This is a genomic window from Psychrobacter pulmonis (genome assembly GCF_904846465.1).
Classification (GTDB): domain Bacteria; phylum Pseudomonadota; class Gammaproteobacteria; order Pseudomonadales; family Moraxellaceae; genus Psychrobacter; species Psychrobacter faecalis.
Genome location: NZ_CAJHAT010000001.1, coordinates 394,672 through 420,706, shown reverse-complemented (window position 1 = coordinate 420,706; position 26,035 = coordinate 394,672). Strand labels below are relative to the sequence as shown.

Annotated in this window: 23 protein-coding genes and 1 pseudogene; 8 read left to right on the top strand and 16 right to left on the bottom strand. The window is 44.0% G+C overall.

Annotation, left to right across the window (positions count from 1 at the left end; all coding sequences use genetic code 11):
• Nucleotides 1-12: 12 nt before the first annotated feature.
• The 4 genes and pseudogenes from JMX70_RS01780 to JMX70_RS01765 all read left to right on the top strand — a co-directional run.
• On the top strand, nt 13-1,236 hold the full coding sequence (locus JMX70_RS01780; RefSeq protein WP_201589084.1) for a site-specific integrase: 1,224 nt from the start codon (nt 13-15) through the stop codon (nt 1,234-1,236).
• On the top strand, nt 1,233-1,526 hold the full coding sequence (locus JMX70_RS01775; RefSeq protein ID WP_201589081.1) for a hypothetical protein: 294 nt from the start codon (nt 1,233-1,235) through the stop codon (nt 1,524-1,526). The genes JMX70_RS01780 and JMX70_RS01775 overlap by 4 nt, the downstream gene beginning before the upstream one ends.
• Before the next feature lie 10 nt (nt 1,527-1,536).
• Nucleotides 1,537-1,857: a hypothetical protein gene (locus JMX70_RS01770; RefSeq protein WP_227671123.1), complete on the top strand. Its 321-nt coding sequence runs from the start codon at nt 1,537-1,539 to the stop codon at nt 1,855-1,857.
• Between the two features lie 99 nt (nt 1,858-1,956).
• Nucleotides 1,957-2,445: pseudogene (locus tag JMX70_RS01765) on the top strand (IS256 family transposase); the annotation flags it as partial.
• 85 nt (nt 2,446-2,530) lie between these two features.
• Here JMX70_RS01765 and JMX70_RS01760 read toward each other — a convergent pair.
• The 3 genes from JMX70_RS01760 to JMX70_RS01750 all read right to left on the bottom strand — a co-directional run bounded on the left by JMX70_RS01760 (nt 2,531) and on the right by JMX70_RS01750 (nt 5,538).
• The gene (locus JMX70_RS01760; RefSeq protein WP_075102637.1) at nt 2,531-3,031 is read right to left on the bottom strand and encodes a hypothetical protein; all 501 of its coding nucleotides are present in this window, start codon (nt 3,029-3,031) and stop codon (nt 2,531-2,533) included.
• A gap of 72 nt (nt 3,032-3,103) precedes the next feature.
• On the bottom strand, nt 3,104-4,123 hold the full coding sequence (locus tag JMX70_RS01755; RefSeq protein ID WP_105245231.1) for a WG repeat-containing protein: 1,020 nt from the start codon (nt 4,121-4,123) through the stop codon (nt 3,104-3,106).
• 362 nt (nt 4,124-4,485) lie between these two features.
• Nucleotides 4,486-5,538: an MgtC/SapB family protein gene (locus JMX70_RS01750; protein WP_227671154.1), complete on the bottom strand. Its 1,053-nt coding sequence runs from the start codon at nt 5,536-5,538 to the stop codon at nt 4,486-4,488.
• Nucleotides 5,539-6,476: 938 nt separating this feature from the next.
• Between JMX70_RS01750 and JMX70_RS01740 the strand changes: the two genes are divergently transcribed.
• Together JMX70_RS01740 and JMX70_RS01735 are read left to right on the top strand one after the other, a co-directional pair.
• Nucleotides 6,477-7,642 (top strand): IS3 family transposase gene (locus tag JMX70_RS01740; protein WP_192993974.1). Its coding sequence is split into 2 segments (ribosomal slippage): nt 6,477-6,735 and nt 6,735-7,642, totalling 1,167 coding nucleotides; the frame shifts between segments, so codons are not numbered across the junction.
• Between the two features lie 38 nt (nt 7,643-7,680).
• Nucleotides 7,681-7,896 carry a hypothetical protein gene (locus tag JMX70_RS01735; RefSeq protein ID WP_201589076.1) on the top strand — a complete coding sequence of 72 codons (216 nt, stop codon included), beginning with the start codon at nt 7,681-7,683 and terminating at the stop codon, nt 7,894-7,896.
• Between the two features lie 130 nt (nt 7,897-8,026).
• On the opposite strand, the gene ppiC is transcribed toward JMX70_RS01735, so the two are convergent.
• Together ppiC and rluF are read right to left on the bottom strand one after the other, a co-directional pair.
• Nucleotides 8,027-8,305: a peptidylprolyl isomerase PpiC gene (gene ppiC, locus JMX70_RS01730; RefSeq protein WP_193031961.1), complete on the bottom strand. Its 279-nt coding sequence runs from the start codon at nt 8,303-8,305 to the stop codon at nt 8,027-8,029.
• Between the two features lie 110 nt (nt 8,306-8,415).
• Nucleotides 8,416-9,408: a 23S rRNA pseudouridine(2604) synthase RluF gene (gene rluF / locus JMX70_RS01725; RefSeq protein WP_201589073.1), complete on the bottom strand. Its 993-nt coding sequence runs from the start codon at nt 9,406-9,408 to the stop codon at nt 8,416-8,418.
• Nucleotides 9,409-9,823: 415 nt separating this feature from the next.
• On the opposite strand from rluF, the gene JMX70_RS01720 reads away from it, so the two are divergent.
• The gene (locus JMX70_RS01720) at nt 9,824-10,819 is read left to right on the top strand and encodes a diaminopimelate dehydrogenase (protein ID WP_201589071.1); all 996 of its coding nucleotides are present in this window, start codon (nt 9,824-9,826) and stop codon (nt 10,817-10,819) included.
• Nucleotides 10,820-10,944: 125 nt separating this feature from the next.
• On the opposite strand, the gene JMX70_RS01715 is transcribed toward JMX70_RS01720, so the two are convergent.
• The 10 genes from JMX70_RS01715 to JMX70_RS01670 form a co-directional block, all read right to left on the bottom strand.
• A complete protein-coding gene (locus tag JMX70_RS01715; protein WP_201589655.1) occupies nt 10,945-11,658 on the bottom strand; it encodes a DarT1-associated NADAR antitoxin family protein in 714 nt (237 codons plus the stop codon).
• 248 nt (nt 11,659-11,906) lie between these two features.
• Entirely contained in the window at nt 11,907-13,226 is a 1,320-nt protein-coding gene (locus JMX70_RS01710) for a short-chain fatty acid transporter (RefSeq protein ID WP_201589068.1), read from the bottom strand.
• Nucleotides 13,227-13,446: 220 nt separating this feature from the next.
• Nucleotides 13,447-14,700: an NAD(P)/FAD-dependent oxidoreductase gene (locus tag JMX70_RS01705; RefSeq protein WP_201589065.1), complete on the bottom strand. Its 1,254-nt coding sequence runs from the start codon at nt 14,698-14,700 to the stop codon at nt 13,447-13,449.
• A gap of 91 nt (nt 14,701-14,791) precedes the next feature.
• Entirely contained in the window at nt 14,792-15,820 is a 1,029-nt protein-coding gene (locus JMX70_RS01700; RefSeq protein WP_201589062.1) for an ornithine cyclodeaminase family protein, read from the bottom strand.
• A gap of 237 nt (nt 15,821-16,057) precedes the next feature.
• The gene (amaA, locus tag JMX70_RS01695) at nt 16,058-17,344 is read right to left on the bottom strand and encodes an L-pipecolate oxidase (RefSeq protein ID WP_201589059.1); all 1,287 of its coding nucleotides are present in this window, start codon (nt 17,342-17,344) and stop codon (nt 16,058-16,060) included.
• 14 nt (nt 17,345-17,358) lie between these two features.
• Nucleotides 17,359-18,819 carry a Na+/H+ antiporter NhaC gene (nhaC, locus tag JMX70_RS01690; RefSeq protein WP_198328016.1) on the bottom strand — a complete coding sequence of 487 codons (1,461 nt, stop codon included), beginning with the start codon at nt 18,817-18,819 and terminating at the stop codon, nt 17,359-17,361.
• 151 nt (nt 18,820-18,970) lie between these two features.
• The gene (amaB, locus tag JMX70_RS01685; RefSeq protein ID WP_201589056.1) at nt 18,971-20,461 is read right to left on the bottom strand and encodes an L-piperidine-6-carboxylate dehydrogenase; all 1,491 of its coding nucleotides are present in this window, start codon (nt 20,459-20,461) and stop codon (nt 18,971-18,973) included.
• Between the two features lie 141 nt (nt 20,462-20,602).
• Nucleotides 20,603-22,030 (bottom strand): 2-oxoadipate dioxygenase/decarboxylase HglS, encoded by a 1,428-nt coding sequence (gene hglS / locus JMX70_RS01680; RefSeq protein WP_406947862.1) that lies wholly within the window; start codon nt 22,028-22,030, stop codon nt 20,603-20,605.
• Between the two features lie 152 nt (nt 22,031-22,182).
• The gene (locus JMX70_RS01675; RefSeq protein ID WP_201589051.1) at nt 22,183-23,454 is read right to left on the bottom strand and encodes a 2-aminoadipate transaminase; all 1,272 of its coding nucleotides are present in this window, start codon (nt 23,452-23,454) and stop codon (nt 22,183-22,185) included.
• A gap of 290 nt (nt 23,455-23,744) precedes the next feature.
• Nucleotides 23,745-24,701: a LysR substrate-binding domain-containing protein gene (locus JMX70_RS01670; RefSeq protein WP_201589049.1), complete on the bottom strand. Its 957-nt coding sequence runs from the start codon at nt 24,699-24,701 to the stop codon at nt 23,745-23,747.
• A gap of 232 nt (nt 24,702-24,933) precedes the next feature.
• Here JMX70_RS01670 and JMX70_RS01665 point away from each other — a divergent pair, with 232 nt between their 5' ends.
• A complete protein-coding gene (locus tag JMX70_RS01665; protein WP_201589047.1) occupies nt 24,934-25,347 on the top strand; it encodes a hypothetical protein in 414 nt (137 codons plus the stop codon).
• Nucleotides 25,348-25,488: 141 nt separating this feature from the next.
• Here JMX70_RS01665 and JMX70_RS01660 read toward each other — a convergent pair whose 3' ends face one another.
• Complete coding sequence (locus JMX70_RS01660; RefSeq protein WP_227671153.1) at nt 25,489-25,878, bottom strand: MgtC/SapB family protein; 390 nt, start codon at nt 25,876-25,878, stop codon at nt 25,489-25,491.
• Nucleotides 25,879-26,035 lie beyond the last annotated feature (157 nt).

Genomic DNA, 26,035 nt, shown 5'->3' with positions numbered 1-26,035 from the left:
AGGAGATTTATCATGGCTACTATACAAGGACGGTTTGGCAAACTAATCGCTGATTTCTACTACCTAGGTATACGTTGTCGAGAAAAGACTAGCTTGGAAGATAACCCAGCTAACAGAAAAAAATTAGCGACTGTTTTGAAAAAGATAGATGCAGAAATAACCCTAGGCATCTTCGACTATGGCGCCTACTTTCCGAAGAGTACGCGTTTAAAAGAGATGACAGCACTGGCTGATAGAGCGGAAGCTTGTATTAGTCGCAACCCTACCTTTAGGCAGTTTTCAGAGATTTGGTATGAGGAGAAGAAAATTGAATGGCGGCCGAGCTATCGGCAAAAAATAAAGATTATTCTTGATAAGTACTTGTTGCCTGAGTTTGGTGGTAAAGCAGTGCATGCCATAAAAAAACCAGACTTGCTGACCTTCCGTAGCTCTCTCGCCAAAGTTCGTTACGGTAAAGATGGTCAGTCAAGTCTGTCAGTAGCACGGATCAACCAGATCATGATACTTCTTCGTATGATACTAGAAGAAGCGTCAGATCGCCATGAGTTTGAGATGCCTTATAAAAATATTAAGAACCTCAAGCAAGCTCGTCCGGATGTAAACCCGTTTACATTGAGTGAGGTATGGCTGATTTTAAAGCATGTCCGTGCGGATTATAAGCCCTACTACACCATTCGCTTTTTTACCGGGATGCGTACCAGTGAGATCGATGGGCTGAAATGGGACTGCATTAACTTTGATCGCCGTGAGATAAGTATCCGTGGTGCGCTAGTAAACGGTGAGATGGGTCCAACGAAGACGTTAGGCTCGCAACGTGATATTGCGATGTCACAGTTAGTGTATGACGCCCTACTAGAGCAGAAGGCACGCACCTTTGGTAAGTCAGAGTTTGTGTTTTGCAATTCACAAGGCAATCCGATGGAGTACCGCAATGTGAACCGGCGGGTATGGAAACCCACGCTTGCCCTACTCGGTTTGAAACATCGGCGGGCTTATCAGACTCGGCATACCGCAGCGACACTTTGGCTCGCTGCTGGTGAGAACCCTGAGTGGATAGCCCGGCAGATGGGTCACAGTAGTACGGAGATGCTGTTTCGGGTGTATAGCCGCTATGTGCCTGATATCACCCGTCAGGATGGCTCAGCGATGGATAATCTGCTACTTGCGAGCAAGGAAAAGTTAACCAACGCAGGAAATAGCTCTAATGCACAAACAGACAAGGAGACGTCACAATGACAATCATCAATTATGAAGAGCGGTTTGCTGAGTTTAAGCCTGACGGTGCAATCAGTGATGATGCGAATGAGATTGCTAATGCATTGATGCGTGAGTTGTATATTTCATCGGGTCATAACCTCGCTCGCTTCTTAGGAGTGAAGTCTTGCTTTAATAACGATATGGCATTGCGTGTGTGGGTACAGAAGCGCTTGGATGCGAATCTTGACTATGTGATTGAGGATATGCGTTGTCAGCTTCAGAGCGAGCTTTATGAGCTATTACCGCACTCCGACTATGTCGGCTACTAAGGAGAATGTGATGAGTGTAAAGCTTCAGCCGAATATGACGCAGAACGCACGAGATCTAAGAATCTGTGAGGATTACTGGTCATATGATAACGAAAGTGATTATATCGTGCATGTAGAAGCGGTCTGTGAAAAGTATGAGATTAGCACTCAAGTACTTTTCGAGACAATCGGCGAGTGTTTCGCTTATTTAGATGATGTGCGATGCGAGTACTGTGGTTATGTGTGCCCTTTACAGATACCAGCAGACATTCCTTATATGCGGGCAAAAGACAGTTGGTGCTGTGAGGTATGCGAGCATGCCACTTGGCGTGAGCATAATAACAGTAGATAGGTTACTTGATATATTTGAAGCCAAACAGCTTAGGTTGTTTGGCTTTTTCGTGCGCGGCATATCTTCTCTTAAATAGAATCTAAATTTAGTGGGCCACTACATACCGTTTATCCCAAAGCCAAGGTTCAGCTGTGTATCGTGCATATGGTGCGCTATTCGATGAAGTTTGTACCTTGGGCAGATAAGAAGGCAATAGCGGCTGATTTAAAAGCCATCTACGGCGCTGATACGCTTGAGATAGCAGAGGCCAATCTTGAACACTTTGATGAGGTGTGGGGCGATAAGTACCCACATGTCATCAAGTCTTGGCGTAATAACTGGGAGGGCTTAACGGTGTTCTTTGAGTATCCTAAAGACATCAGAAAAGCCATCTATACCACCAATGCTATTGAGTCTTTAAACAGCGTGATTCGGACAGCGGTGAATAAACGTAAGGTGTTCCCGTCTGATCAGGCAGCATTCAAGGTAGTGTACTTAGCAACCCAGCAGGCATCGTCAAGGTGGTCGATGCCAATCCGTAACTGGACGGCTGCTTTAAATCGCTTTATGATTATGTTTGATGATCGTATCAGTAAGCATTTAATCTAAATGGCAGTTACACAGAATCTGGGATGGTCTCAAAGGCTGACTTGAATTACAGCCTTTGATCTAGAAGATATATATAAAAATGAACCTAATACTCTCTCACCAAGTCTTGCTCAGTCTTATCATATTTAAAACAAAAAGGCCCGTCTTGATAGCCGTAGGAATTTCTGTAAGCATCAATATCGCCCGAGAAACAAAAGCGGTTGGATTTAAGAGTAAAATCATAGTGCATAGTATCGCCTCTATTATTCACGGCTACCGCCTTGCCTCCACTACCGCTGGCAGCTGATAAGGCATAACCAAAAGGCATGACTTTCTTCTTAGCAGGGTCAATAACAACCAATCGATATGGTTTCTTGTTCACATAACCTGTGGCATTTGTTTCAAAGATATAAATAATCTTATTACCATCAAAGTTAGGCTTGCGCTCTTTTATCACCTTTGCGTAGCTTTTTAAGCGGCTATCAGTACAAAACTCTTCATCTTCATAATCAAAGTCACATTCAACCACTGTCACACCGTATTTCGTTTTAGGTGCTGCATTAGAAGTAGAAGATAGCCCCAAAATAACCAAAGATGCCGCGAACATTAGGCTCGTTTTTTTTAACATAATAAGTTTTCTCTCAATTTAGATTAAATGGCTCTACAAACCTTTATAGAATCACTGATAATTTTGTGGATAACGCTCTTCGTCCATCTCATTCCAGTCTGCATAAGTCTTTTTAGTGAGTACCTTGCCTTGGCGATCTAAGGTATAGCGAGTGATACTGTCATAGCCATCGTTATAGGCATTAGCGCCTTTAGTGTTCAGATTATAAACATCTAACTTCCCACCTTCATAGCGACCACCATCGACGTCTTCAGCATCTCCCATCGGCTCAATATAAGCCATATCATATTTTGGTGAGACAACAACCTTGCCAGTCTTATCTATAACACCCCATTTGCCGTTGTTATATGCTCCAACTTTTACAGCAGCCAGTCCTTCAGAGAATTCCATGGCCTCATCCCATTTAGCAGGGATTGCTATATTGCCAGACTTGTCAACGAAGCCAATCTTACCCTCATCGTCACCCTGCACCGAGGTATTATATCTAGCCAGACCTTCATAGTAATCGTCTAACCAATTGAATTTAAACGGCACTACGGTCTTACCTATTTTATCGATGACGCCATACTTATCATCTTTGCTGACGACTACTCTACCGTCACTGAAATCACCTGCCGTTTGGTAAGCATAAGGTATAACCATTTTACCCGTTTTATTCATATAGCCATATTTGCCGTTTTTGTAGACGGCAACCAAACCTTCTTTAAAGTCACGATAGTCAATAATCACGCCATAAAAAAGCGGTGCTTGATGTTCAACCGGTATGACCAGTTTGCCATCTTCATTGATGTAGCCTTGCATGTATAAATAGTCTTCATAATCCTCAACGCCATCGTAACCTTTAACTGTGCCCATTTTCATTAATGAGACACGAGCCATACCTTCTGAAAAATCTCCACAACTATAATATTTTGCAGATACAACAATCTTCCCGTTATCATTTTTATAGCCACATTTAATGTCATTGTTATTCTCTACCTCAAAACTCTGCAATGCAGCTACAGCAGGTAATGTCGCAAATACGCCACAGAAGCCCAAAGCCAGTGCTATTTTTTTATTATATATTTTCATCTCAATCTCGATTATAAGGTGTGGAAGCGATATAGCATTGATAAAAACTGGCCTATACAACACTGCTAGTAAGGATATTAAATTTAGGCAACAATAGTAATCAACTTTTATTTATATATCAATATGTATATTCTTTATTGCCTAATCTTTCAGCTATATTTCAGATAAAAGCCATAGATGCAAAAAAGCCAGGCAACCCAAGTTACTTGGCTTTTTTATACAGCATCTCTTGTTTGAAGCGAAACTATCGGTCGTAGCTATTAATTCGTATGACTTGTTGTTTTTATAATTCTTTTATACCATCAACAAGGCCGAAAATCGGTTTCTAAAGCGGGTGAATGAGCCTTACTCATTGAGTTTTTTTAATTATTTGTCATAGTATATATCAAGATAATTAAAACAATCATATGAATAATTTGGATTGGAACAAAAGCAAGTGCGTATTGAAAACCACCCGTAATTGCCGCATTAATTGATTTAGAAATTGCATGTGTCGCTAAACCCAATAATAAGGCGAGCAATAAAATAGGGTTAGTTGGGTTCCCTTGCATGACTACAGCAGCCATTGCTGCATGCACCTCAAACATAGAACTCAGTACGGTTCCTGCGATAAGACCGGCGTCACCCAGCCATAAACTTAAACCATAAACAAGTACTTGAATAATAGTAAGTGTGACTACAATGATACCTGCCTCTTTTAAACTAAACATGGGTGTATCAGTTAACTTAGCTTTCTCTTCGGATCGAGCTTTTCTCATCAACCATATCCCAGGAATAATTAAAACTATCATGGCAATAATAGAGGGGAATAATAAAATTTTAAGCCAGCTAAAACTTACACCTGCAACAATAATAAGAAGCTGTACCACTGTTGCGACACAGGATATAAGGGCAGCTCCAGCATTTTCTTTTGCATCTGCACGACCCTGACGAACTTCTATTCCAAGGCTTGCAATCGTGGCTGTACTGGATATAAATCCTGATGCTAAAGCAGATAAAAACATGGCGTGGCGTGATGGTAAAAGCCTCTTTGCCATATGTGCTAGTGCTTGAATGGTTAAAATCAATATCAATAATTTTAAAATAATATAAGGATTTAGTACTGAACCCCAAAGATCCCTATTGGGGGTTAAAGGAAGTGCAATTAAAAGCAAGGCCAGTAAAAAGATACCATCTTTAAATTCACGCTCAGTAATCCATCTAACCGCTACTCCATGCATTGAATGCTTTGTCACTAGAAGGAAAGTAAGGACGACTGTAAGTGCCGCTGCATAAGGAATATGCCATAAACATAGTCCGCCTATAAAATAGGTGAGTATAAAAGCAAGTTCAGTGGTTACACCTGGATCTTCAATTTGTTTATTAGTAGAGATGATACTTATACCACCTACTATCAATGCTCCTATGAGCCCCATAAATAAACTGACCCCTGCTGTCAAATCCGTACAGTTGAACTTGGGAAATTTTGATTACGCAGCATGACGATAAAAATCAAACCACACCTGTCTTGGCGATCTATATCTCAACAGAACCAGTCGTTTTACTCTTTAAACCTGTTAATAGACCACTTAAAATAGACTGCTCTAATGGAAATACTTATAACAGACTGCCCCAGTACTATCAAAGACTCAGCACGCTGACACAATACAATAGCCTTCATTCGCTTTATTCTGCCAGTTAGATAAGGTTTCCATGGCTATCTTAACTGCTTTGCAGTCGCTAAGATATTGCCATTGTTCTCTAGAATTTCTTCAGCATAGCTCAATCTCGCTTTTGACAAATAATAAACAGCTTGCTATGATAAAAAAACATCGTGGGTTTACGGCTACTTCCAGCGCGATGAAAAACAAAGACTGGTAAAACGCACACCTCCTTTTCGCTCTGTAAGGTGACTGTGTCGTTTCAATTTGACACAGACAGAGCAACAGGAGATTTCTTTATGACTACTTCTAGTCTATTGATTCCAAAATTCATACTTCTAAAACATTCTTCTCATACTCAGCTACTGAGTCCTATGAGCGCTTTCTGCTATTTCGCTTTTTTAAGCAAGCCCATAAAACAGCTTCATAAACCTTTATCAGTCTCAGTCACTGATAGTCTAAGCTACGCTAAGAATATAGCTTACCTTGGTTTTATTACTGTGCCCAACGTCTCTTTACGTTTGATACACAGCGATAAAACCCACTAAAAACTTGAATGCATTCACTTCATTTAACGATTATTATTTAACAGGCATTAAAAGGTAACCTTATGACAGCATATAGCGGTAAAACCAACCAAGATGACAATGAGCTATGCTGAAGAAACCGTACAACTAAACTTGGTAAACTAAGCACAATTATAGGAGTTTACCATGACCAAGAAATTAAGAACCTACAGTAACGAATTTAAAGCTGAAGCTGTCAAGAAGATAGCAGATAATAATGGCAATATCTCAGCTACTGCAAAGCAGTTAGGTATTGCTATGCAAACGCTATCAAACTGGCATAACAAAGCCAATCAAGGCAAGCTTGTTGGCACAGAGCAATATGATCCTGACCTTATGAGTGCTCTTCAAGAAATAAAGCAGCTCAAGCGTCAGCTCAAAGTGGCTGAAGAGGAGCGCGAGATTCTAAAAAAGGCGACCGCGTACTTCGCGAAAAACAGCCCGTAAAGTACGCTTTTATCAAAGACAATCGTCAGATATTTAGCACCACTACTATGTGCCGTGTATTAAGCGTTAAGCCCTCAAGCTACTACGATTGGCTAAGTCGTGACATCAGCGAACAGCAGGTACACCGCAATCAGTGCGAGCTACTAGTTAAAGCCGCTCACAGTGAAATGAAAGAACGTTATGGCGTAGATCGATTGCATGCTCATCTAAGCAAACAAGGCCACAACATTAGCCTGTATATGGTAAGAAGCATCAAAGAGGAACACGGCATCAAATGCCGTCGTCATAAGCGCTTTAAAGTCACTACTGACTCAAACCACAACAAGCTGGTCTATGACAATGTTTTAGATCAGAGGTTTGACGCTAAGCGTCCTAACGAAGCATGGGTCAGCGACATTACCTATATCTGGACTGCTGAGGGCTGGTTATATTTAGCTGGAGTGAAAGATTTATACACCAAAGAGCTTGTCGGCTACGCTATCAATAAGCGCATGACCGCTGATTTAGTATGCCGTGCACTCAATATGGCAATCAAGAACAAACGACCTACTCAAGGACTGATTGTTCATTCAGATAGAGGTAGCCAATATTGTAGCCATGCGTACCATAAGATTATCGAGCAGCATAAGTTTACAGGCTCAATGAGCGGCAAAGGTAATTGCTATGACAACGCACCTATAGAAAGCTTCTGGGGCGTCTTGAAGAATGAACTAGTATATCATCAAGATTATAAAACGAGGTTTGCAGCCACTAGCGATATCATTGGGTATATTGAGCTGTATTATAATCAGACTAGGATTCAAAAGGGCTTGGGCTATCGAGCGCCAAGACAGGTGTGGTTTGACTACTATCGTCAGGCTGCGTAATTAAAATCTCCCAAGTTTATGTGTACGGATTTGACGGCATGGGTCAGACAGACGATGGCGTTTTTTACGGATCGTTTAAATATGGCGATGATGAGTACGTGAAAGACAGCCGCTTTTTTTGCGATATGAATGAAGAACGCTGGGAAGCTATCAAGCAAAAAACCAACCATGAATTCAAAGACAGTATTTGGCTTACTGATGATCAAAGAGTAGATAGAAATGAAAAGTGGTTTAATATTATGATCAAGCAATGACAAACTTAAAATGATGCTAAGACAACTTGGTAAAACATGGTGTGAATCATAAGAAAAGCCAGACCGCTTAAGTTGTCTGGCTTTTTAGGTAACATCTATTGTCTGTATCATTAAATAAAAAGCCTAACGCTTACGTCCTATAAAGCACCTTAACCACATGCCAGCCAAATTTGGTCTTCACTAGATGCGGGGTAAAAAGTTCGCCGTTAAAGCAAACTTTATCAAATGCTGGTACCATTTGACCTTTTTTAAACTCACCTAAGTTGCCGCCTTTTTTACCTGATGGGCAAGTTGAGTGTTTCTTAGCCAGCACGTCAAACTGCGCACCTTTTTTAAGTTTGGCCATAATGTCATCAGCCAGTTCTTTGTCTTTTACTAAAATGTGTAAGGCGCTAGCGGTACGAGCCATAATGGAAACCTTTTATAAAATATCGATTATCGCGGCATTATATCACTACTTAGTTTGGTTACTAACCTAACTTAAATGCTCCACTGCATCAAAAGTCACTACCTACTGGTCTATCGTTTTGAGGACCGCGAAGAACCTCGACCTCTTGCAGGACGCTTACCATTAGCAGCAGGTTTGCCATTGCCCCCAGACTTCTTGCTATCCCCGAAAGGACGCTTACCTTTAGAACCCGCTGGTTTTCTAGCGCCATCTTTGGGGTGTTTAGCATTGTGCTTTGCTGCGCCCGCTGGTTTTGACGACTCTTTTGATTTTGATGAGGTATCAGTACGCGGTTTTCTTCGTGGCGACTTACGTGATTTCTTAGCCGCAGTATTGTCTTCTGAAGAAGAATCTTCTACAGATTTCAGTAAAACGGACAACTCTTTTGGGGTTAAATCTCGCCAGTCTCCAACGGGAATACCCTTTAGACTCACATTCATAATCCGTGTGCGTTCAAGCTTTACGACTTCATAGCCAAAATGCTCACACATACGGCGAATTTGACGGTTTAATCCCTGTACTAGCATAATATTAAACACGGTAGGCGCTACCTTAGTCACCGGGCACTTTTTCGTCATTCTCCCCAAAATAGGTACGCCACCTGCTAGACCTTCAATAAAACTATCGGTTATCGGCTTGTTGACTGTCACCACATAATCTTTCTCGTGGTTATTACCCGCACGCAACACCTTATTAACCAAATCGCCATTGCTCGTTAAAAAGATTAAACCTTGAGAATCTTTATCCAGACGCCCAATCGGGAAAATACGGTCGCTATGTCCAACAAAATCAACGATATTGTTTTTCTCAGAGCTTTCTGTGGTGCTCACAATCCCGACTGGTTTGTTCAACGCAATAAAAATGAAATCGTCTGCTTCTCGTGGCTCAATAAGTTGCCCGTTAACTTTTACCGTATCTCCAGCAACCACTTGCGCACCTACTTGAGCACGTTTGCCATTGACGTACACGTTACCTTGTTCAATAAAACGGTCAGCGTCGCGCCGAGAGCAAATACCGCTTTCGCTAATATATTTATTTAAACGAGTCGAGGAAGTATTAAACATAAAGTGCCATTTTCACCTAATAAAAAGCTTTTTGTACTAAGAAAAAGACTGAATTGAATGAATAATCAATAACGAGATAGCTGACATTATATAGGAAATTCAGTACCTATTTTAAGAGAGATGAACCCAAACCTATTTATCATCACTGAAAACAACTTAGCGACTCATTGAGGCAGTCATATTATGTAAAGTCCATACTTAACCTCATCTGAAATTTAGTATGACCGCGCCCTATCACTTGTAAACATAATCCTCTAAAATAGATGCCATTTCTATCAATCAGTTATTCATTACAGGGCAGATTACTGCGCATACTTTATTTCACAGTAAATATGAATTGCATAGCATTGTTACTTGTTACGTATCACTTTAGCAGTAATGGATTTTCCGCTCTATCAACGTAAGGCTAATCATAATGACATCAATAATTAGAGTCGCCATCGCCGGTTACGGCAACCTTGGCCGCGGCGCCCAAGCAGCCATTAAGCAAAGCCCGGACATGCAGCTGGTTTGTGTATTCAGCCGCCGCGATCCTGCCTCCGTCACCCTGATTGACGACAGCGTGCCCGTGTATGCGATGGACGATATTGCCCAATATAAAGACGACATAGACGTGCTGATATTGTGTGGCGGCTCTAAGTCTGATTTGCCTGAGCAAGGTCCAGCGCTCGCTGGTTTGTTTAATATCGTCGACAGTTTTGATACTCACGCCAAAATCCCTGAGTACTTTGCCGCGCTTGATACGCCTGCCAAAAAAGCCAATAAAGTCGCCATGCTATCGGTCGGTTGGGATCCCGGTTTATTCTCTATCAACCGCTTATACGGCGAAGCCATTTTACCGGTCGGCGAAACCTACACCTTTTGGGGCAAAGGCTTAAGCCAAGGACATTCAGATGCAGTACGCCGCGTCGACGGCGTCAAATCAGGCGTGCAATATACCATTCCCTCAGAATCTGCGATGGAAAAAGTACGCAATGGCGAGCAGCCAACGCTAAGCACTCGCGAGAAACACATCCGCGAATGCTATATCGTGCTCGCCGATGGTGCCGATAGCGATAGCGTACGCGATACCATCGTCACCATGCCGGATTACTTTGCCGACTACGATACCACAGTGCACTTTATTGACGAGCAGACGTTTGAGCGGGACCATCAAAAAATGCCGCATGGCGGATTCGTTATTCGCAGTGGCGTAAGCGGTATGGATAATGCGCAAAACAATCAGGTGTTAGAGTTCTCGTTAAAGCTTGGCAGCAACCCTGAATTTACCGCCAGCGTACTCGTGGCTTATGCCCGCGCTGCTTATAAAATGAATCAAGCAGGAGAGAGTGGCGCAAAAACCGTCCTCGATGTCGCGCCTAGCTTGTTATCGCCTAAAACGCCTGCCCAGCTGCGTAAAGAGTTGCTGTAAGTACTGGCTATGAATTAGAAATAACAATCTCCACGCTAAAAACAAAAAGCACCAAGCCATGCAAGCTCGGTGCTTTTTTTATGCTTAACTTTCTTTCTGCTCAATAACTTAATTAAAAACACCCATCAAAGCAAACCATTTTCCAAAAGTTTAGCCGTATTACTGACTTTAAAGTCATGATATAAATCATAAAACACAATCGGGTCTTCGACGCCATCAAGCAACCCACGTTTATTGAGCGCGACAAACATCGCTAGCGAATAGGCCGCACAATGGATAGATTTTTTGGGATTAAACTCACGATCGGTAAAGGCCTGATACTGCATAACTTCCTCATGTAGCTGAGGATTTTGCTTGAGCGCATTGACATACAGCCAATCATAAAACGCAGTCAATGGCTCAAGGCTCCACTCCATGCCAAAATAATCATAGCCAATCAGCTCACCAGAGGTTGTTAAACGCTCGTCTTTTTTGGCCTGTCTTGGTGCGACGGTCAGTAAGTCAAGATACGGCCCACCATGTTCGAATACTTTACTGGCTTGCAAAGCATTTTCGACACTATAGGCTTGACCGTCATGCTCATTGGTAATTTTTAAGCTTAATGGACTGAGCGGGAAACTGAGTTTATTGCCAGATTTGCTAGACAGCTCTAAAACATGGCTAAAGCCATATTTTTTGCGAATGACTTGATGCATATCATTGATGGATTTTTTCTTTTGTCTACTGGCAAACCCCACGTGGCGCTCAAACCTTACCATGTCCGTTTTGACCAAATTATCACTATTGACTCTAGGCATAAAGACCGGTTGATGCTCTACCGCGTTTGGCGTTTGTTCCATAGGATTCTGTCTTTGTTGCATCGTGATACGCCTTATATCAATGGTCTGGTATAAATATTTGGGTAAGAGAATTGATATGCTGCTTTATCAATGCTGCTTTAAGCGATTCATTTCTTTTTAGGATAGCTATGATACCCCATTAGGGTTCGCATTTCATGGGACGATATTGTTTTTTGCGTGAGGCATTTTGGTTTTTCAAAAAAAAGCCTTACCTGTGAACTAGGTAAGGCCATTACTAGGAGTTTTATTTATAAAAACAACAACCCTAATCCAATCACAACGCCGCTGACAATCAGCACAATGACACAAAAGCCCATGATATCCTTGGCCTTGAGTCCAGCGATTGCCAAAGCAGGCAACGCCCAAAACGGTTGAATCATATTTGTCCAAGCGTCACCCCACGCTACTGCCATGGCAACTTTGGCCGGATCACTACCGAGCATCTCCGCCGCCTCTAACATAATTGGCGCTTGCACCGCCCATTGTCCGCCACCTGAGGGGACAAAAAAGTTAACCAGTCCTGCACTTAAAAAAGCAAAAAGCGGAAGCGTATCCACTGTCGAGACGTTAACAAACGCTTCTGACATCACTCCGGCTAAACCAGAAGCCGTCATCATACCCATAATCCCCGCATAAAATGGGAATTGAACGATAATACCGCCCGCCCCTTTAACCGCTTCTTGTATGGCAATCAAATACTTACGCGGCGTTCCGTGGAATATTATCCCAAGGAATAAAAACATGAAGTTCACCAAGTCGAGCGTTAAAGCAAAGCCGTTCTGCACGAAATAATAAACGATAAAAGCAATACCCAATAAGCCAATGACCATGGATAAAATCCAACTATTCTCTAAGCGCTCCGCTGGGGTCATATCTGACTTTGGTGGAAGCGCCTCAACGATAGGGTCTACAAGAAGTTTTGGATCTACCGTAATCGTATCTTCTTTTTTCGGCATCATCAGACGGTTTAATAACGGCACGATAATGACCAATGCCGCGACGATAATTAAGTTATAGCTCGCAAAAATGGTAGCACTCGTTGGAATCACCCCAATCTTATCGACGAATGGATGGCCTTCTGTTGCAATGGATAATGGGATAGAGCCAGAGAAACCCGCATGCCAAATGATAAAACCAGAATACGCACTGGCAATAAGCAAACGGTAATCCACATTTTCAACACGTTTTGCCAATTCTTTTGCGAATAACGCGCCAATCACCAAGCCAAAGCCCCAGTTTATCCAGCTAGCGGCAAGGGATACCAAGGTGACCAATATAATCGCGCTACTGGGCGACTTTGCAAAGCTGGCCAGTTTGCCCAGTCCTTTTTTAAATATCGGACTACTGGCCAACACATAACCTGTGACTAGCACCAACACCATTTGCATCGAAAACGCCAGTAGTGCCCAAAATCCTTCGCCCCAAAACGCCACCATTTGTATCGGTGAGGAATCGGTCAGACCTAAGCCCATGACAAAAATAACCAAGGTCAAGATAATGACAAACAAAAATGGATCGGGTAAATATTTCTCCATTAAGCTATTTGAGAAGCGCGTGATTCCTTTCATTTTTAAACTCCTTTTTTATTTACATTTCCACTTCTTTTCTAAGCTTAATATTACCTCATTTCCATTTTTTCAGGGTGGGTGTTTGACTCTCAATAGTACTAACGATATGCCTTAAGCGTTACGGCAAAACGCCCTAGCTCACGTATTAATCGATATAGAAGTAAAATGAATGATGTAAGAAAGAAAGATGAAAAAGGGAGGCAGTCGCTTTGGAAAACGGTTAAAGATTAGCAGCGAAACGATGACTACTAAAGGGCTTAGCATCGATAAATAATGGCTTATTATGAATCATTTCTTCGATAAGACGCCCTGTGACAGGCCCCAATGTCAGCCCCTGATGAGCATGACCAAACGCAAACCACAAGTTATCATGTTTTGATGCAGGGCCAATCACTGGCTTCATATCTGGCATACAAGGCCTTGTCCCGCACCATGCTTCAGACTCCACGGCATCTTCAAGTGGCACAAGTTTTCTTGCATGAGTCAGCACGGCTTCTAGTTGGTCAAATTTTTTTGGCGCGTCTAAATTTGCCATTTCAGCACCCGTGGTAACTCTGATGCCTTGCTCCATTGCACCCATCACAAACCCTTTATCGACATCAAATAAGCTGTGTGAAAGGGCGTTTTTGGGTGTGATCTTAAAATGCTGATGGTAGCCACGCATAGGAAACATCGGTATGTTATAACCCAGTGGCTTGATAAGCTCAGCTGACCAAGGCCCTGCCGCTATCACGACATGCTGACAGACGTAGGTATCATCGCCGCATACAACTTGCCAGCCTTCTGCCGTTTGCATAATATCTGTCACGGTTGACTGCTTAACCTCGCCCGCCATCGCTGCAAAACTTTTTGCATAGGCTTTTACAAGGTGACTGGGATTTTTTATTTGCCACGAGTTTTTCCAGTGGATACCGCCAATATAATCGGTAAAATTCAGATTTGGCTCTAGGGCTTGCAGCGCTACTAGCGATAGCACTTGATACTCTACGCCTTGCTCCGCAGCCTTTACGGCTTTGCTAATAGCTTTTTCAAAATGAATAGAGTTACGATGAAGCTCAATCCAGCCTATCTTACTGACCAGCGCTTCTGCGCCAGCCGCTTTAATCATCGGCTCGTGCTCATTGGTACAATGCTCAATCAGCGTCGCCCATTCTTTATCGATAACTTCGATATTTTTTGGGCTGGAATATAGCCAGTACTGAAATAAAGGGCGCTGAAAACCATAAATTGCCGACCAACGGTAGCGAATATCGGTACGGTTATTGGGCAGTACGCTAAAAATCTCTTTAGCACTTCGCGGAAAGGGTTTGGTATTGACCGCTTCTCTGGTGATAATGCCCGCATTACCGTAGGAAGTTTCTTCTCCTGGGAGCTTTTTATCGAGTAACAGCACCTGAGCGTTGTTTTTTTGCAGATGCCACGCGATAGAGGTTCCTACGATGCCTGCCCCAACTACAATCACGTCATAGCGCATGTCAATACTCTTCGAGATCGTTAGACCAAAATAAAATCGTTGTCTTAAAAATTATTGTCTTAAAAACTGTTACCTTATTAGCAGACAGCTTTTATAACGCAACAAACTGGCCCAAATCTTCTTTTTTGGCCTTTTGAGCAACCTTTAACGCGACGGCGGCATCGAAGCTTGCCGCGCCAACCGACTTAAACAGCGTGATACCTTTATTGGCATTTAGGTCAATTGTGACTTTTTCATTGATCAAATCACTTAGCGTTCCCGTCAGCTTATCCCACGTCCAAGTACTATCAGCGTCTTCATGAGCTTGGATCAGATCACCCGCTTCATGCAAGCCGCCCTCGGCGTCATCGATAATGACAGACGTGCTGGCTTCTATCACCGAATTGCTCACTTCCTTCATCGATGCTTGATAGGCGCCAACGGCATTGATATGAGCGTCGGCTTTTATCTGCGCCGCTTCGAACAAGCCTGACGTCGCACGCGTTGCCAAATTGATAATATCGGCGTCTAGAATCGCCGCTTCGATATCGTCGCACACCGTAAAATCAACGTCCCATTGTGGATAGTCTTTTTTAAATTTCTCCTGAAATTTATGCGCGGTCTGCTCGGTTCGGTTCCAAAGGTTCACCTGCTTGATATTTGGACGTACGGTAAGAATGGCATTGAGCTGCTCATACGCCATACCGCCCGTGCCGACCACTGCTGCCACTCGACTATCGGGGTTGGCCAAATATTTAGTTGCGATACCAGACAGCGCTGCGGTGCGTACTTGGGTGATATAGACCCCATCCAAAAAGGCCAACATCTCTCCTGTGTCATTGTCGGAGACCGTAACATTGGCCATGGTTGTCGGTTTATCGCGCTTAGGATTGTCTGGGCAGATAGTAACCAGTTTGACGACTGCATATTCATTAGTACCGTCAAATACCACTGCCGGCATGGATAAATGGCTGCCAGAGCTTTTTGTACTGCTTTCCTCAAAAGTTGGAATGACAAGGCGTTCAGGCGTTTTGACCCAAGTCGGATGCTCGCCTTGCACGTTGAGTAATTCCTCAATCGCCTCAATTGCCATCGACATGGTCAGCTGTTTTTTTACCGTATGAATGTCTAAAATTCGCATAATGTTCCTTAAACTGCCCTGTAATTTTATTATTAACAATCCCTAAATGTGACATTAAAAAAGCTAACAAGCAACCCGCCATTTATTAAAGCTTTTATCACGGTTTATAATTTTAAAATGTTCTTAGCGATAAGCTTAAATGTATAACTTACAACGACGACCATATTGGCTATGATATTTATAAAAATTTAGTCGAATTTTAACCAAGTAAATAACCACACTATGTAAATAAACATGCTATCTGATAATTTTAAGACACTGACCAGCATGGTATAAAGTCAGTCCCAATTCCGTAAAGCCAGATTTAATGCCTGCAAAAGGGATTTTCGCTTCTTCTAAGGCCTTGAAGGGAATAGGTATACTGTCTCTATTACCGGTCAGTATATACTCGGCGAAGCATTTACCCATGAGCGTACCGGTAGTAATACCGCGACCATTATAGGCCGTCGCGGTCAGCAAACCTTCATCGGGCTCCATCACGCGAAAGATATGATCTTGGGTAAAGCCAAAGCTACCGCACCATTCATATTGCCAATTAAAGGCAGGCAGATCTGGATAATAGCTCTTTTGCACCGCATTGGCCCACGCTTGATAAAAGGATTTTGGTTTCATTTGCGTCCCACCAACCGTGCCCAATAATAGGCGATTGTCATTATCACGGCGGAAACTCGATAACGCCAAGCGGGTATCCCATGCCCCTGTTTTATAAGGTAAAATGCGCTCTGCCGCCTCGCCGCTCAGTGGTTCAGAGGCGATTTGATAGTAATAAACCAGATAAAAAGTTTTCTTAATTTCTGTCCATTCGCCTTCGCTATAGGCATTGGTAGCGATGATGACGCGCTCAGACTTGACGCGCGCTTTGGCGGTTCTTGCATACCAATGACCGTCCACCTTTTCTAGTGCTTCAACGCCAGAATGCTCGTAAATCGTCACGCCAAGATTGGTGGCAACTTTGGCAAGCCCTCTGACATACGCCAGCGGATTGATGGTACCAGCGCGGTGGTCTAATAAGGCTTTATTGATACTGGTGGTACCGCAGTATTCATGGCATTTGCTGCCAGTCAATACCTCAACATTGGCACCGCGGCGGCGCAGCTGCTCGTATCTGATATCGACATCGATTTCACCTTTGGCATTATGCGCCATGTGAAGGTTGCCCGCTTGGGTGGCTTGGGCGTCGATATCATAGCGTTTGATTAGATCAAACACCAAACTTGGTGCTTGTCCAAGCGCTTGGGTCAAACGCTCACCGGCTGCTTCACCCAGACTGATATTCAAGTCATCAGGGCGCGCCCAAGTTCCGGCGTTCACGAGCCCAACGCTTTTTCCCGAGCCGCCACTACCGATGGTTTGGCTTTCAAGTAAGACAACCTTGACGCCTTTTTCAGCCAGATGAATCGCCGCTGACAACCCAGTATATCCGCCGCCAATAATGCACACCGCCGCTTGGGTATCGCTACTCATTTGGCTATAAGCGTCAATATTCGGCGCGGTCATGTTCCATAAACACTGCTCTTGCAACATATCATATTCCTTTATTAGCGCGCTTCATTGACAGAAAAAGCAACGTCAACCTCTTCCACCTCAGGCTCTTCGCGCGGTATGAACTTATCAAGGAACGCCCATAACAGCCCAAATAAAGGCGACAACCAACAAGCAAACGCAAAAGGTGCATAGGTCAATGTTGCTATCCCAAGTGTCGCTGCTACAAAGCTACCGCCCATATTCCACGGGATAAGTGGAGACAAAAGCGTTCCCGCGTCTTCGATAGAGCGCGTCAAGGTCGTGCGCTTATAGCCCATATCTTTATATTTGTCTTGTAATAAACGCCCTGGCAAAACACAGGTCGTGTAAACATCACCAATCAGCGTTCCGACACTGAGCACACTGCCGTACGTCGTAAAAACCAACCCCAAACGCGATTTTACGAAATGGTTAATTTTCGCCATGATGGCTTTGAGCGTACCGTAGTGCTCGAGCGCCCCAACAAAACCCAAAGCAAATATCGTTAAGCTGATCACCCATGTCATCGACATGACGCCGCCCTTTGACAACAACTGATCTACCACTTCAAAACCCGTTTCACTGACAAAGCCATTTTGTAAAACATTAAAAACATCACTCACGCCCACGCCTTGCATAAAGACGGCAATCACTGAGCCTACCAGCACCCCGCTTAATACGGTCGGTATCGCTGGCATTTTCATCACAGCGGCGACAATAACCACTAACGCTGGCAATAAGGTGATGATACTTAAATTGTAATTGGCCGCTAAATTATCCTGCAATGCACGAATAGAAGACAAATCGATGCTATCGTCACCATAACCCATACCAATCCAAGCATAGAGCGCCAAAGCCGTAATCATGGCGGGCACGGTCGTCGGCAGCATACCTTTGATATGATCCCAAAGGTCTACACCCGCCGCGGCTGGGGTTAAGTTAGTGGTATCTGATAGCGGTGACATTTTGTCGCCAAAAAAAGCACCGGAGACGATAGCACCACCTGTTAGGTGCGCGGGTATACCAAGCCCCATGCCAATTCCCATCATCGCAAGACCCACGGTACCAACCGTGCCCCACGAGGTACCCGTAGCGACAGAAATAATGGCGCAAATAAGACAGACGGAAAATAAAAACGAGGAAGGCGAGAAAATACTAAAACCGTAGTACAGAATGGTCGGCACGGTTCCGGCGATAATCCATGCGCCGATGAGCATACCGACGCCCATCAGGATAATCATCGCTGGCAAGCCGATTTTAATGACCTTTAAAAACCGCTCTTCCATACCTTGCCAACTGCGGCCACGCAGTTTCATAAACAAACCGGTGATTAAAATACCGCAGGCTAAGGGTATGTGAGGGGTGAAATCTTTGAAGACGAAAAACTGTATCATCAGAATGATGGCAGTCAATACAAGTGGCGCAATATCGAGTAAAAAGCTAGACGACGGATCATAGCCGTCTATATCGGGGTTATGCGTTTTATCATCGATCATAATAGTTCTACCTTCCTTAGTAGTCGTCGATGGGAGTGGCAACCAATCCTTGATTGCTTATCATTTTTAGCCTGCCAAGCTTCTATAAAGTACGCTTGGCAGTTTATTGATAAATACATCAAATTAGCAAAAGTCTGTACTCACCTTTTTATTAACCAAAGCTAATACCTTGGGCAAGTGGCAGCTCTTTTGAATAGTTGATGGTATTGGTCTGACGGCGCATATAGACTTTCCACGCATCAGAGCCAGATTCACGGCCACCGCCAGTTTCTTTTTCACCGCCAAACGCGCCGCCAATCTCAGCGCCACTGGTACCGATATTAACGTTGGCAATACCGCAATCACTACCACGGTCACTGAGGAAAGTCTCCGCCTCACGCAAATCATTGGTAAAGACGCATGATGATAGGCCTTGCGGGACATCGTTTTGCATCTCAATGGCTTCGTCAAAGTCTTGGTAGGTCATGACATACAGAATCGGCGCAAATGTCTCACTTCTGGCGACATCGTTTTGCTCGTCAAACTCGACAATGGCAGGCGTTACGTAATAGGCGTTAGGATATTTGTCTGTAAGGACGCGCTCGCCGCCCGTGACCGTGCCGCCCGCTTCTCGCGCCTTTTTTAACGCCGCTTGCATATTATTAAAGCTGTCTTCATCGATCAGTGGCCCGACCAGATTGCCCTCTAGTGGATGACCGATACTAACGGTTTCATAAGCGGACTTGATGCGCGGTAAGATGTCGTCTTTGATAGATTCATGCACAAATAGACGGCGCAATGTCGTACAACGCTGCCCCGCTGTACCAACTGCGGAGAATAAAATGCCGCGTAACGCTAAGTCTAAATCAGCACTTGGTGCCAAAATCATGGCGTTGTTGCCGCCAAGCTCAAGCAAGCATTTACCAAAACGGTTGGCAACTTTTGGCCCGACTTCTCGGCCCATACGCGTACTGCCGGTGGCGCTCACCAAAGCCACATCTTTATGCTCAACCAAGGCGTTACCGACATCGGTTTTACCGAGTAAGATTTGCGATAAATGGTCCGGCGCATCGCCAAATTTAGTCAAGGCTTTTTCAAACAGTGCTTGACAGGCCAAAGCAACGAGCGGGGTTTTTTCTGATGGTTTCCAAATCACCGGATTACCGCAGACGATAGCCAGTGCGGTATTCCAAGACCAAACCGCAACGGGAAAGTTAAAGGCTGAGATGACACCAATCACACCGAGCGGATGCCATGTCTCACGCATGTGATGGCCTGGACGCTCTGACGCAATCGTCAAACCATAAAGCTGACGCGACACCCCGACGGCAAAGTCGCAAATATCAATCATTTCTTGCACTTCGCCTAGGCCTTCTTCTTTGATCTTGCCCGCTTCAAATGACACCAGCATACCCAAGTCTTCTTTATGCTCGCGCAGCACTTCACCGAGCAGGCGCACCAGCTCGCCACGTCGTGGCGCCGGCACCACGCGCCACTCTTTAAAAGCTTTTTTGGCATTGGCAATCTTGGTATTGACCTCATCAACGCTGTCCAAGGTTATACTGCCAATCACCGAGCCATCAATCGGGCTATTGACGTCAAAATCACCATTTTGATATTGCACTTCTTCGACGCCCATCGCGGCCATATACTGCTTGATCATAGTCCATCCCTTTTATTAATTTATACTTCCTTGAAGACTTATTAACTTAACTTGCACCCAGCTAAGTTGCAAAATAATTAATTTCGTACTGCCATTCCTTTTTGGAATGCTCATTAATAGTTTCAATTATCTATCACTGCTTTAGATAACACCATTTAAAGCTTTACTATTTAGTTTCGCCAAACACGCTTTGAGACTTTGCGCTTGCAGCGTTTGATAAAGCGCTAGCTCATCGTAAACCTGAGCGCCCAAAGCATTCTCAAACGCTTCTTTATTAGTATGAACTTCACCCTTACTTTGTTTGCCGCCGTTTTCATTATCGTTTTCATTGTCGTTTGTGCTGTCGTCATGCAGATTGGACTGAAAAATCCCCGCCGCACTGACAGGTAAAAAATCCTCATAAACGATAGGTTCTAGGCGAATCATTCCTTGCTCAAGCAAATCAGTAACCACTTGCTTTGATAAAGAGTCATTTACGTTTTCTACGTCTATAGAGTCTAGCGTTGGCGCGTTATCTGTATCGCTATCGACCGCTTGATAGTAAAAATACGCCAAACCTTCATCATGCAGCGTTTGATAATCATGAGGGAACGCTGCAAATGCACTTTCTAAAATCTGATAATACTCTGAGGCGTTATCGGCATTTGGCGTCACAGCTAACTGGCGGCGAGCTTGGCTAAGCAGCTTGTCATAAAGCGCTCTGCCTTTGGACGTTAAAGCCACGCCGCGCTGCTCAATCTCACCAAAGCGCGCAGTATGATGACCCGTTTCATAGCCGCCGTTAGGATTTTTAAAGCTAACCGCTTCTTCTAACGCTTTAAAACTTGTCTGACGCAATAAAATAGGGCATCTCCGTCTCGGTGGCCCTTCTATAATGGCTTTTGGCGGAATACCTTTTGCCTGCATACCAGCTTGTACCGCATCGATATCTAAGGTTCGAGGGGTCAAATGATTGATGTGCGGGCCTTTAAAACCCACGACGTCGGCGATAAGACCGTGTTGGCTTAATAGTTGCTGATAAAGCCCTTTAGACACGGACGTATTGTCATGCCAGCGAAAGGTTTCTAATGCTTCTTTGACAAATTGCTTAGCGTCTTCCGCCGTCAACCCGCCCTGCTCCTCAAAGCGCTCAATCAAGCTAATAACATCATCTGTAAATATTTTGCGCTTATCCAAAGCAGCTATCGCTTCTTGTTTTAATGCTTCATCATCAATCAAATCAAGGCGCAATAGAGAAGTAAAAACGCGAAAGGGACTTTTATTTAAAGAGGATGTCTCAAGCGCTCGAAACGCCGTAGAATGCACAGGCACGCCAGCGGGCGCCAAATCATAGTAACCAACGGGGTACATGCCCATCACCGCAAACAGCCTGCGCATCATGCTTAGCTCAGCGGCGGTGCCTAATCTAATCGCACCGTGGCGCTCCATATTTAGCCTATCAATCTCTCCGGTGTGCTCAAGTTGCTCCCTAATTTCAGGCTGCTTATTTAATACTTCGGTATTTACTTCGCTCACCAAATCGATGAGGTCACCATATAACGGCACTTCTTTTTGGTACATCTCTGACATGGCGATAGAAAAATTGTGGCGAACATCATCACTATTGATAAAGGTAGGGTTCACAAGTATGTATCCTTTTTAATTAAGGTATTTTTTTAGATAAAAACAGTCGTCTCAGAAACTCTCAGTAACTCACAAAAACTCTCAGCAGCTCACAGACACTATAGCTTTGGCATTTCATTAGGAATACTGCTTAGCACGCCTTTTAAAATATTAAGACCCGCTGTTAGGGTTTCAGGCTCAATCGTCAGCGGCGGCAATAAGCGAATAATATGTCGATGCTTACCACTTGGCATCAACAGCAAGCCCTGCTCGCGCGCTTGTTTTAAGACATGCGCCATCACACTTGGATGCGTGCCATAAGTTGGATGACGCAGCTCGATACCGCGCATCGCGCCAACTCCTGTAAGCCCATATAGCCATGCAGAGAGGTTTTGCTGCTGCCATTCATTGACAGTATTTTCAATGGTGTTGGCATAATGCTGAGCTGATTGCCAGACCTCCTCGTCTTGCATGATATCCAAAGTAGCATTTGCCGCCGCACACGCCACTGGATTACCTGAATAGGTCCCGCCCAAGCTCCCTTTTGGCAGACCATTCATCACGCCAGCTTTGCCGACTACAGCCCCAAGTGGCAAGCCGGCGGCGATACTTTTACCGAGCAATAGCAGGTCAGGCTCAATGCCTAAATGCGTAAAGGCAAAAGGCGTACCTGTGCGTCCATACCCCGACTGAATCTCATCCATGATGAGTAAGATGCCATGCTCATCACAAAAGCTGCGTAAATATTGGGCAAACGTCGCTGACAGCAGCTGAAAACCGCCCTCACCTTGAACCGGCTCGACGATAATGGCACCGATATTAGCTACATCAGTCTCCACCGCAAATAGACGCTCTAAAGCCGCGATCGCCTGCTGATCGCTGATATCGTTATCAGGACTGGGAAAAGGAATATGGTAGACGCCGCCGGACAATGGCCCTAGCCCGCGCTTATAAGGCGCGACCTTACCATTTAAATTAACCGCCGCCAGTGTACGCCCATGAAAACCACCATCAAAGGTAATCACACCAGTGCGCCCAGTCTTCATGCGAGTGATTTTTATGGCATTTTCGGTGGCCTCTGCGCCGCAGTTGGTGAGCATGCCTGCAAGCTCACCTTTAATAGGAATCCATTCACACAGTCTTGGCATAAAGGTTTGGTATGGCAAGTGAGCCGCGGCGTTATAAGCATAATGAATCAGCGACTGCGCTTGAGTGATAATCGCGCTGACGATATGAGGATGGCAATGACCAAGGTTTAAGACCCCAATACCGCCGACAAAATCAATATAGCAACGGTCTTTATCGTCCCAAACGTTGGCATTTTTACCTTTGGTTAATGTCAGCGGATGCACCATCGTAAAGGCATCGGTGACGTTGTATAGCTGCTCCATGGTGGTCTCTTATCTTCCTTGATGAGAGAGTCATTTGAGCAAACTGCTCCACTATCAGCAAACGAATAATAGTTGTGACGCTATTCCTTTTTGTCATTGCCATGCTTATTATTACCATATTTAACATTGATAAAAAAACCGGCTCAAGGCCGGTGCGTTGCTATCTTTTCAAACGGTACTTTTCAAACTTTGCTTTTGCAAATTTTGTCTTTTAACCTTGTTAATACCTAAAGGGTTAAAAGGTTCGTAGTTAAGACTTTCGTAGTTAAAAAGTTCCAATCTGTTTTACATTAGAAGATAAAATCTAAGTCTGGCGTAGGCTCCTTTGACTTAGCAAGATAAGCTGAAATCCACTCTACAATGACCTTTATTTTATGCGAGTTGCCCATGGCTAAAGGGTAAGACATATAATAAGCACCCCTACCTTTTGAAGCATAACGCCATGCCGTCACCAAGGCACCTGATTGTAGCTCTGGCGCAACCAAACGCAGTGGCACCAGTGCAATACCATAGCCGAGTAGTGCCGCCGAAATAGTCGTATGAAAGGTGTCAAAGCGCGGGCCGACAAAGGTACCATCGATACGAATATCCTGCTGTCTAAAATATTCATACCAAGCGCTAGGACGTGAGCTGAGTTGTAATAACGTGCAATTATCTATATTGCCTATATCACCCATGCATACGGCTTTGTCTGTTAAATAATCCGGATGACAGACGGCGACATTATACTCATCAAACAACTTAATCGACTCCATGCCGCCCCAAATCCCATCACCATATAAAAACGCCACATCAACGTTTTGATCTTCAGAAAAAAACGGCCCCGCCAGCTCTTTGATGGTTAAATTAATCAGTGGATTTGCTGCCCCAAAGCCGTTTAATGCAGGCATCAGCCAGCGCGAGCAAAAAGTTGGATGCGAGACGATTTTCAGTACTTCTGAATTATCGCTGTTTGACATCAGACTAGTAGTCGCCGCCTCAATATGTTTGAGGATTTCAAGCACTTCTAAGTAGTAAGTCTTCCCAGCCGGCGTTAAAGAGATACGATGCGGGGTGCGATAGAACAGTGACAGATTCAGCATTTCTTCAAGCTGCGCGACTTGTTTACTGATAGCGCTTTGCGTCATGTGCATCTCTTGCGCCGCGTTGGTAAAGCTTAAATGCCGCGCCGCCGTCTCAAAACATTGCAGCGCCGTGGTCGAAGGATACCTTCTAAAAGCAAGTGGGGTTTTATTATCGGGTTTCATAATGTATTTTTTCTTTTGGTTACTTATAAATTATTTTAAAGAATATATGATACACAGATTGACAAACCTTTACCTTTATTCACCTGAGTTTTTTAAGTTTATTTATTATATTTAGGCATACTGTCAGCTGAATTGTCAGGTATTTTAATTATCAGGGACATAGGAATAAACCTCTAAACTGGCTAAATCTTATTATAAGCAGACAATCAAAAACAATAACAAGGATATAAAAATGAAAACATCGGTAACGCCTAAAAAGCTTCAAAACAAACTATGGATAGCCTTATTAGCCAGTGTGATTGGGCTTAGCGCTTGTAGCAATGAAAGAGAAGATGCAACGGATGTTAGTACAGAGCCTGACACTGCCGACATGACCACGACCAATGACAACATCCAGTCTACCGATACGCAAGCTGACGAAATGGCGCCTGTAGCCACTACGACAGACAACGAAACCTCGACCACCACGGCGACCACTTCTACAGACACTACCGCCACCTCTACTGACGCGACCGAGAATGATGGAGATCAAACCTATTATTCTGGCGTAGATGGTACAGAAGATGAAGAAAAAGGCGTTGATGCTGTGGTTGTTAATGAAAACAATCCAAACCTCGATCAAACACCGGCAGAGGGCGTGCAATAAATTTGGGCTTGGCAAACCGCATCGCTATACGCAATAAATAAACCGCACAGCAACAGAGACATAAAATAAGCGAGACCATCATGGTTCTCGCTTATTTTATGTCTAATATCTTTTATCCAATCATATTAAATAGCTTAATTATCAATCTTTGCGCCTATGCTTTGGCTTAAAGGGTTTGGAGAATTGCAAAATGATAAATCCAACGACTGATAGGATAATGGCAATTTCATAGCGCCCATAGGCGACCGAGATACCAATTGCCGCTGTATTCCATAGCCCAGCGGCGGTTGCCGTGCCTTTTGCCCCATTCTCGTTTTTAAAAATAGCCCCACCACCAATAAAACCCATACCAGTTATGATGCCGTACATGATACGAGCTTCTGCGTCCGAGCCTTGATAAATATCCATACCTACCAACATAAAAGCGCACGAGGCAATCGTAATCGTCACCAAAGGAAAGGTTCTGAGTCCCGCACCATTGTCTTCAAGCTCACGATTAAGGGCAATCGGTAGTGACAGTATAAAAGCAATGCCAAGCTAAAAGGCGTGGTAGGTTAAAATCTTCATACTGATATCAAATACAAACATAACTATCGCCTAAAAGTCCGTTTAAAGGGTCATCAATCTTATTTAAAACCCAGTCTCTTCAGACTAAGCTAAAAACCGATTTCCTATCAAATATTTTATA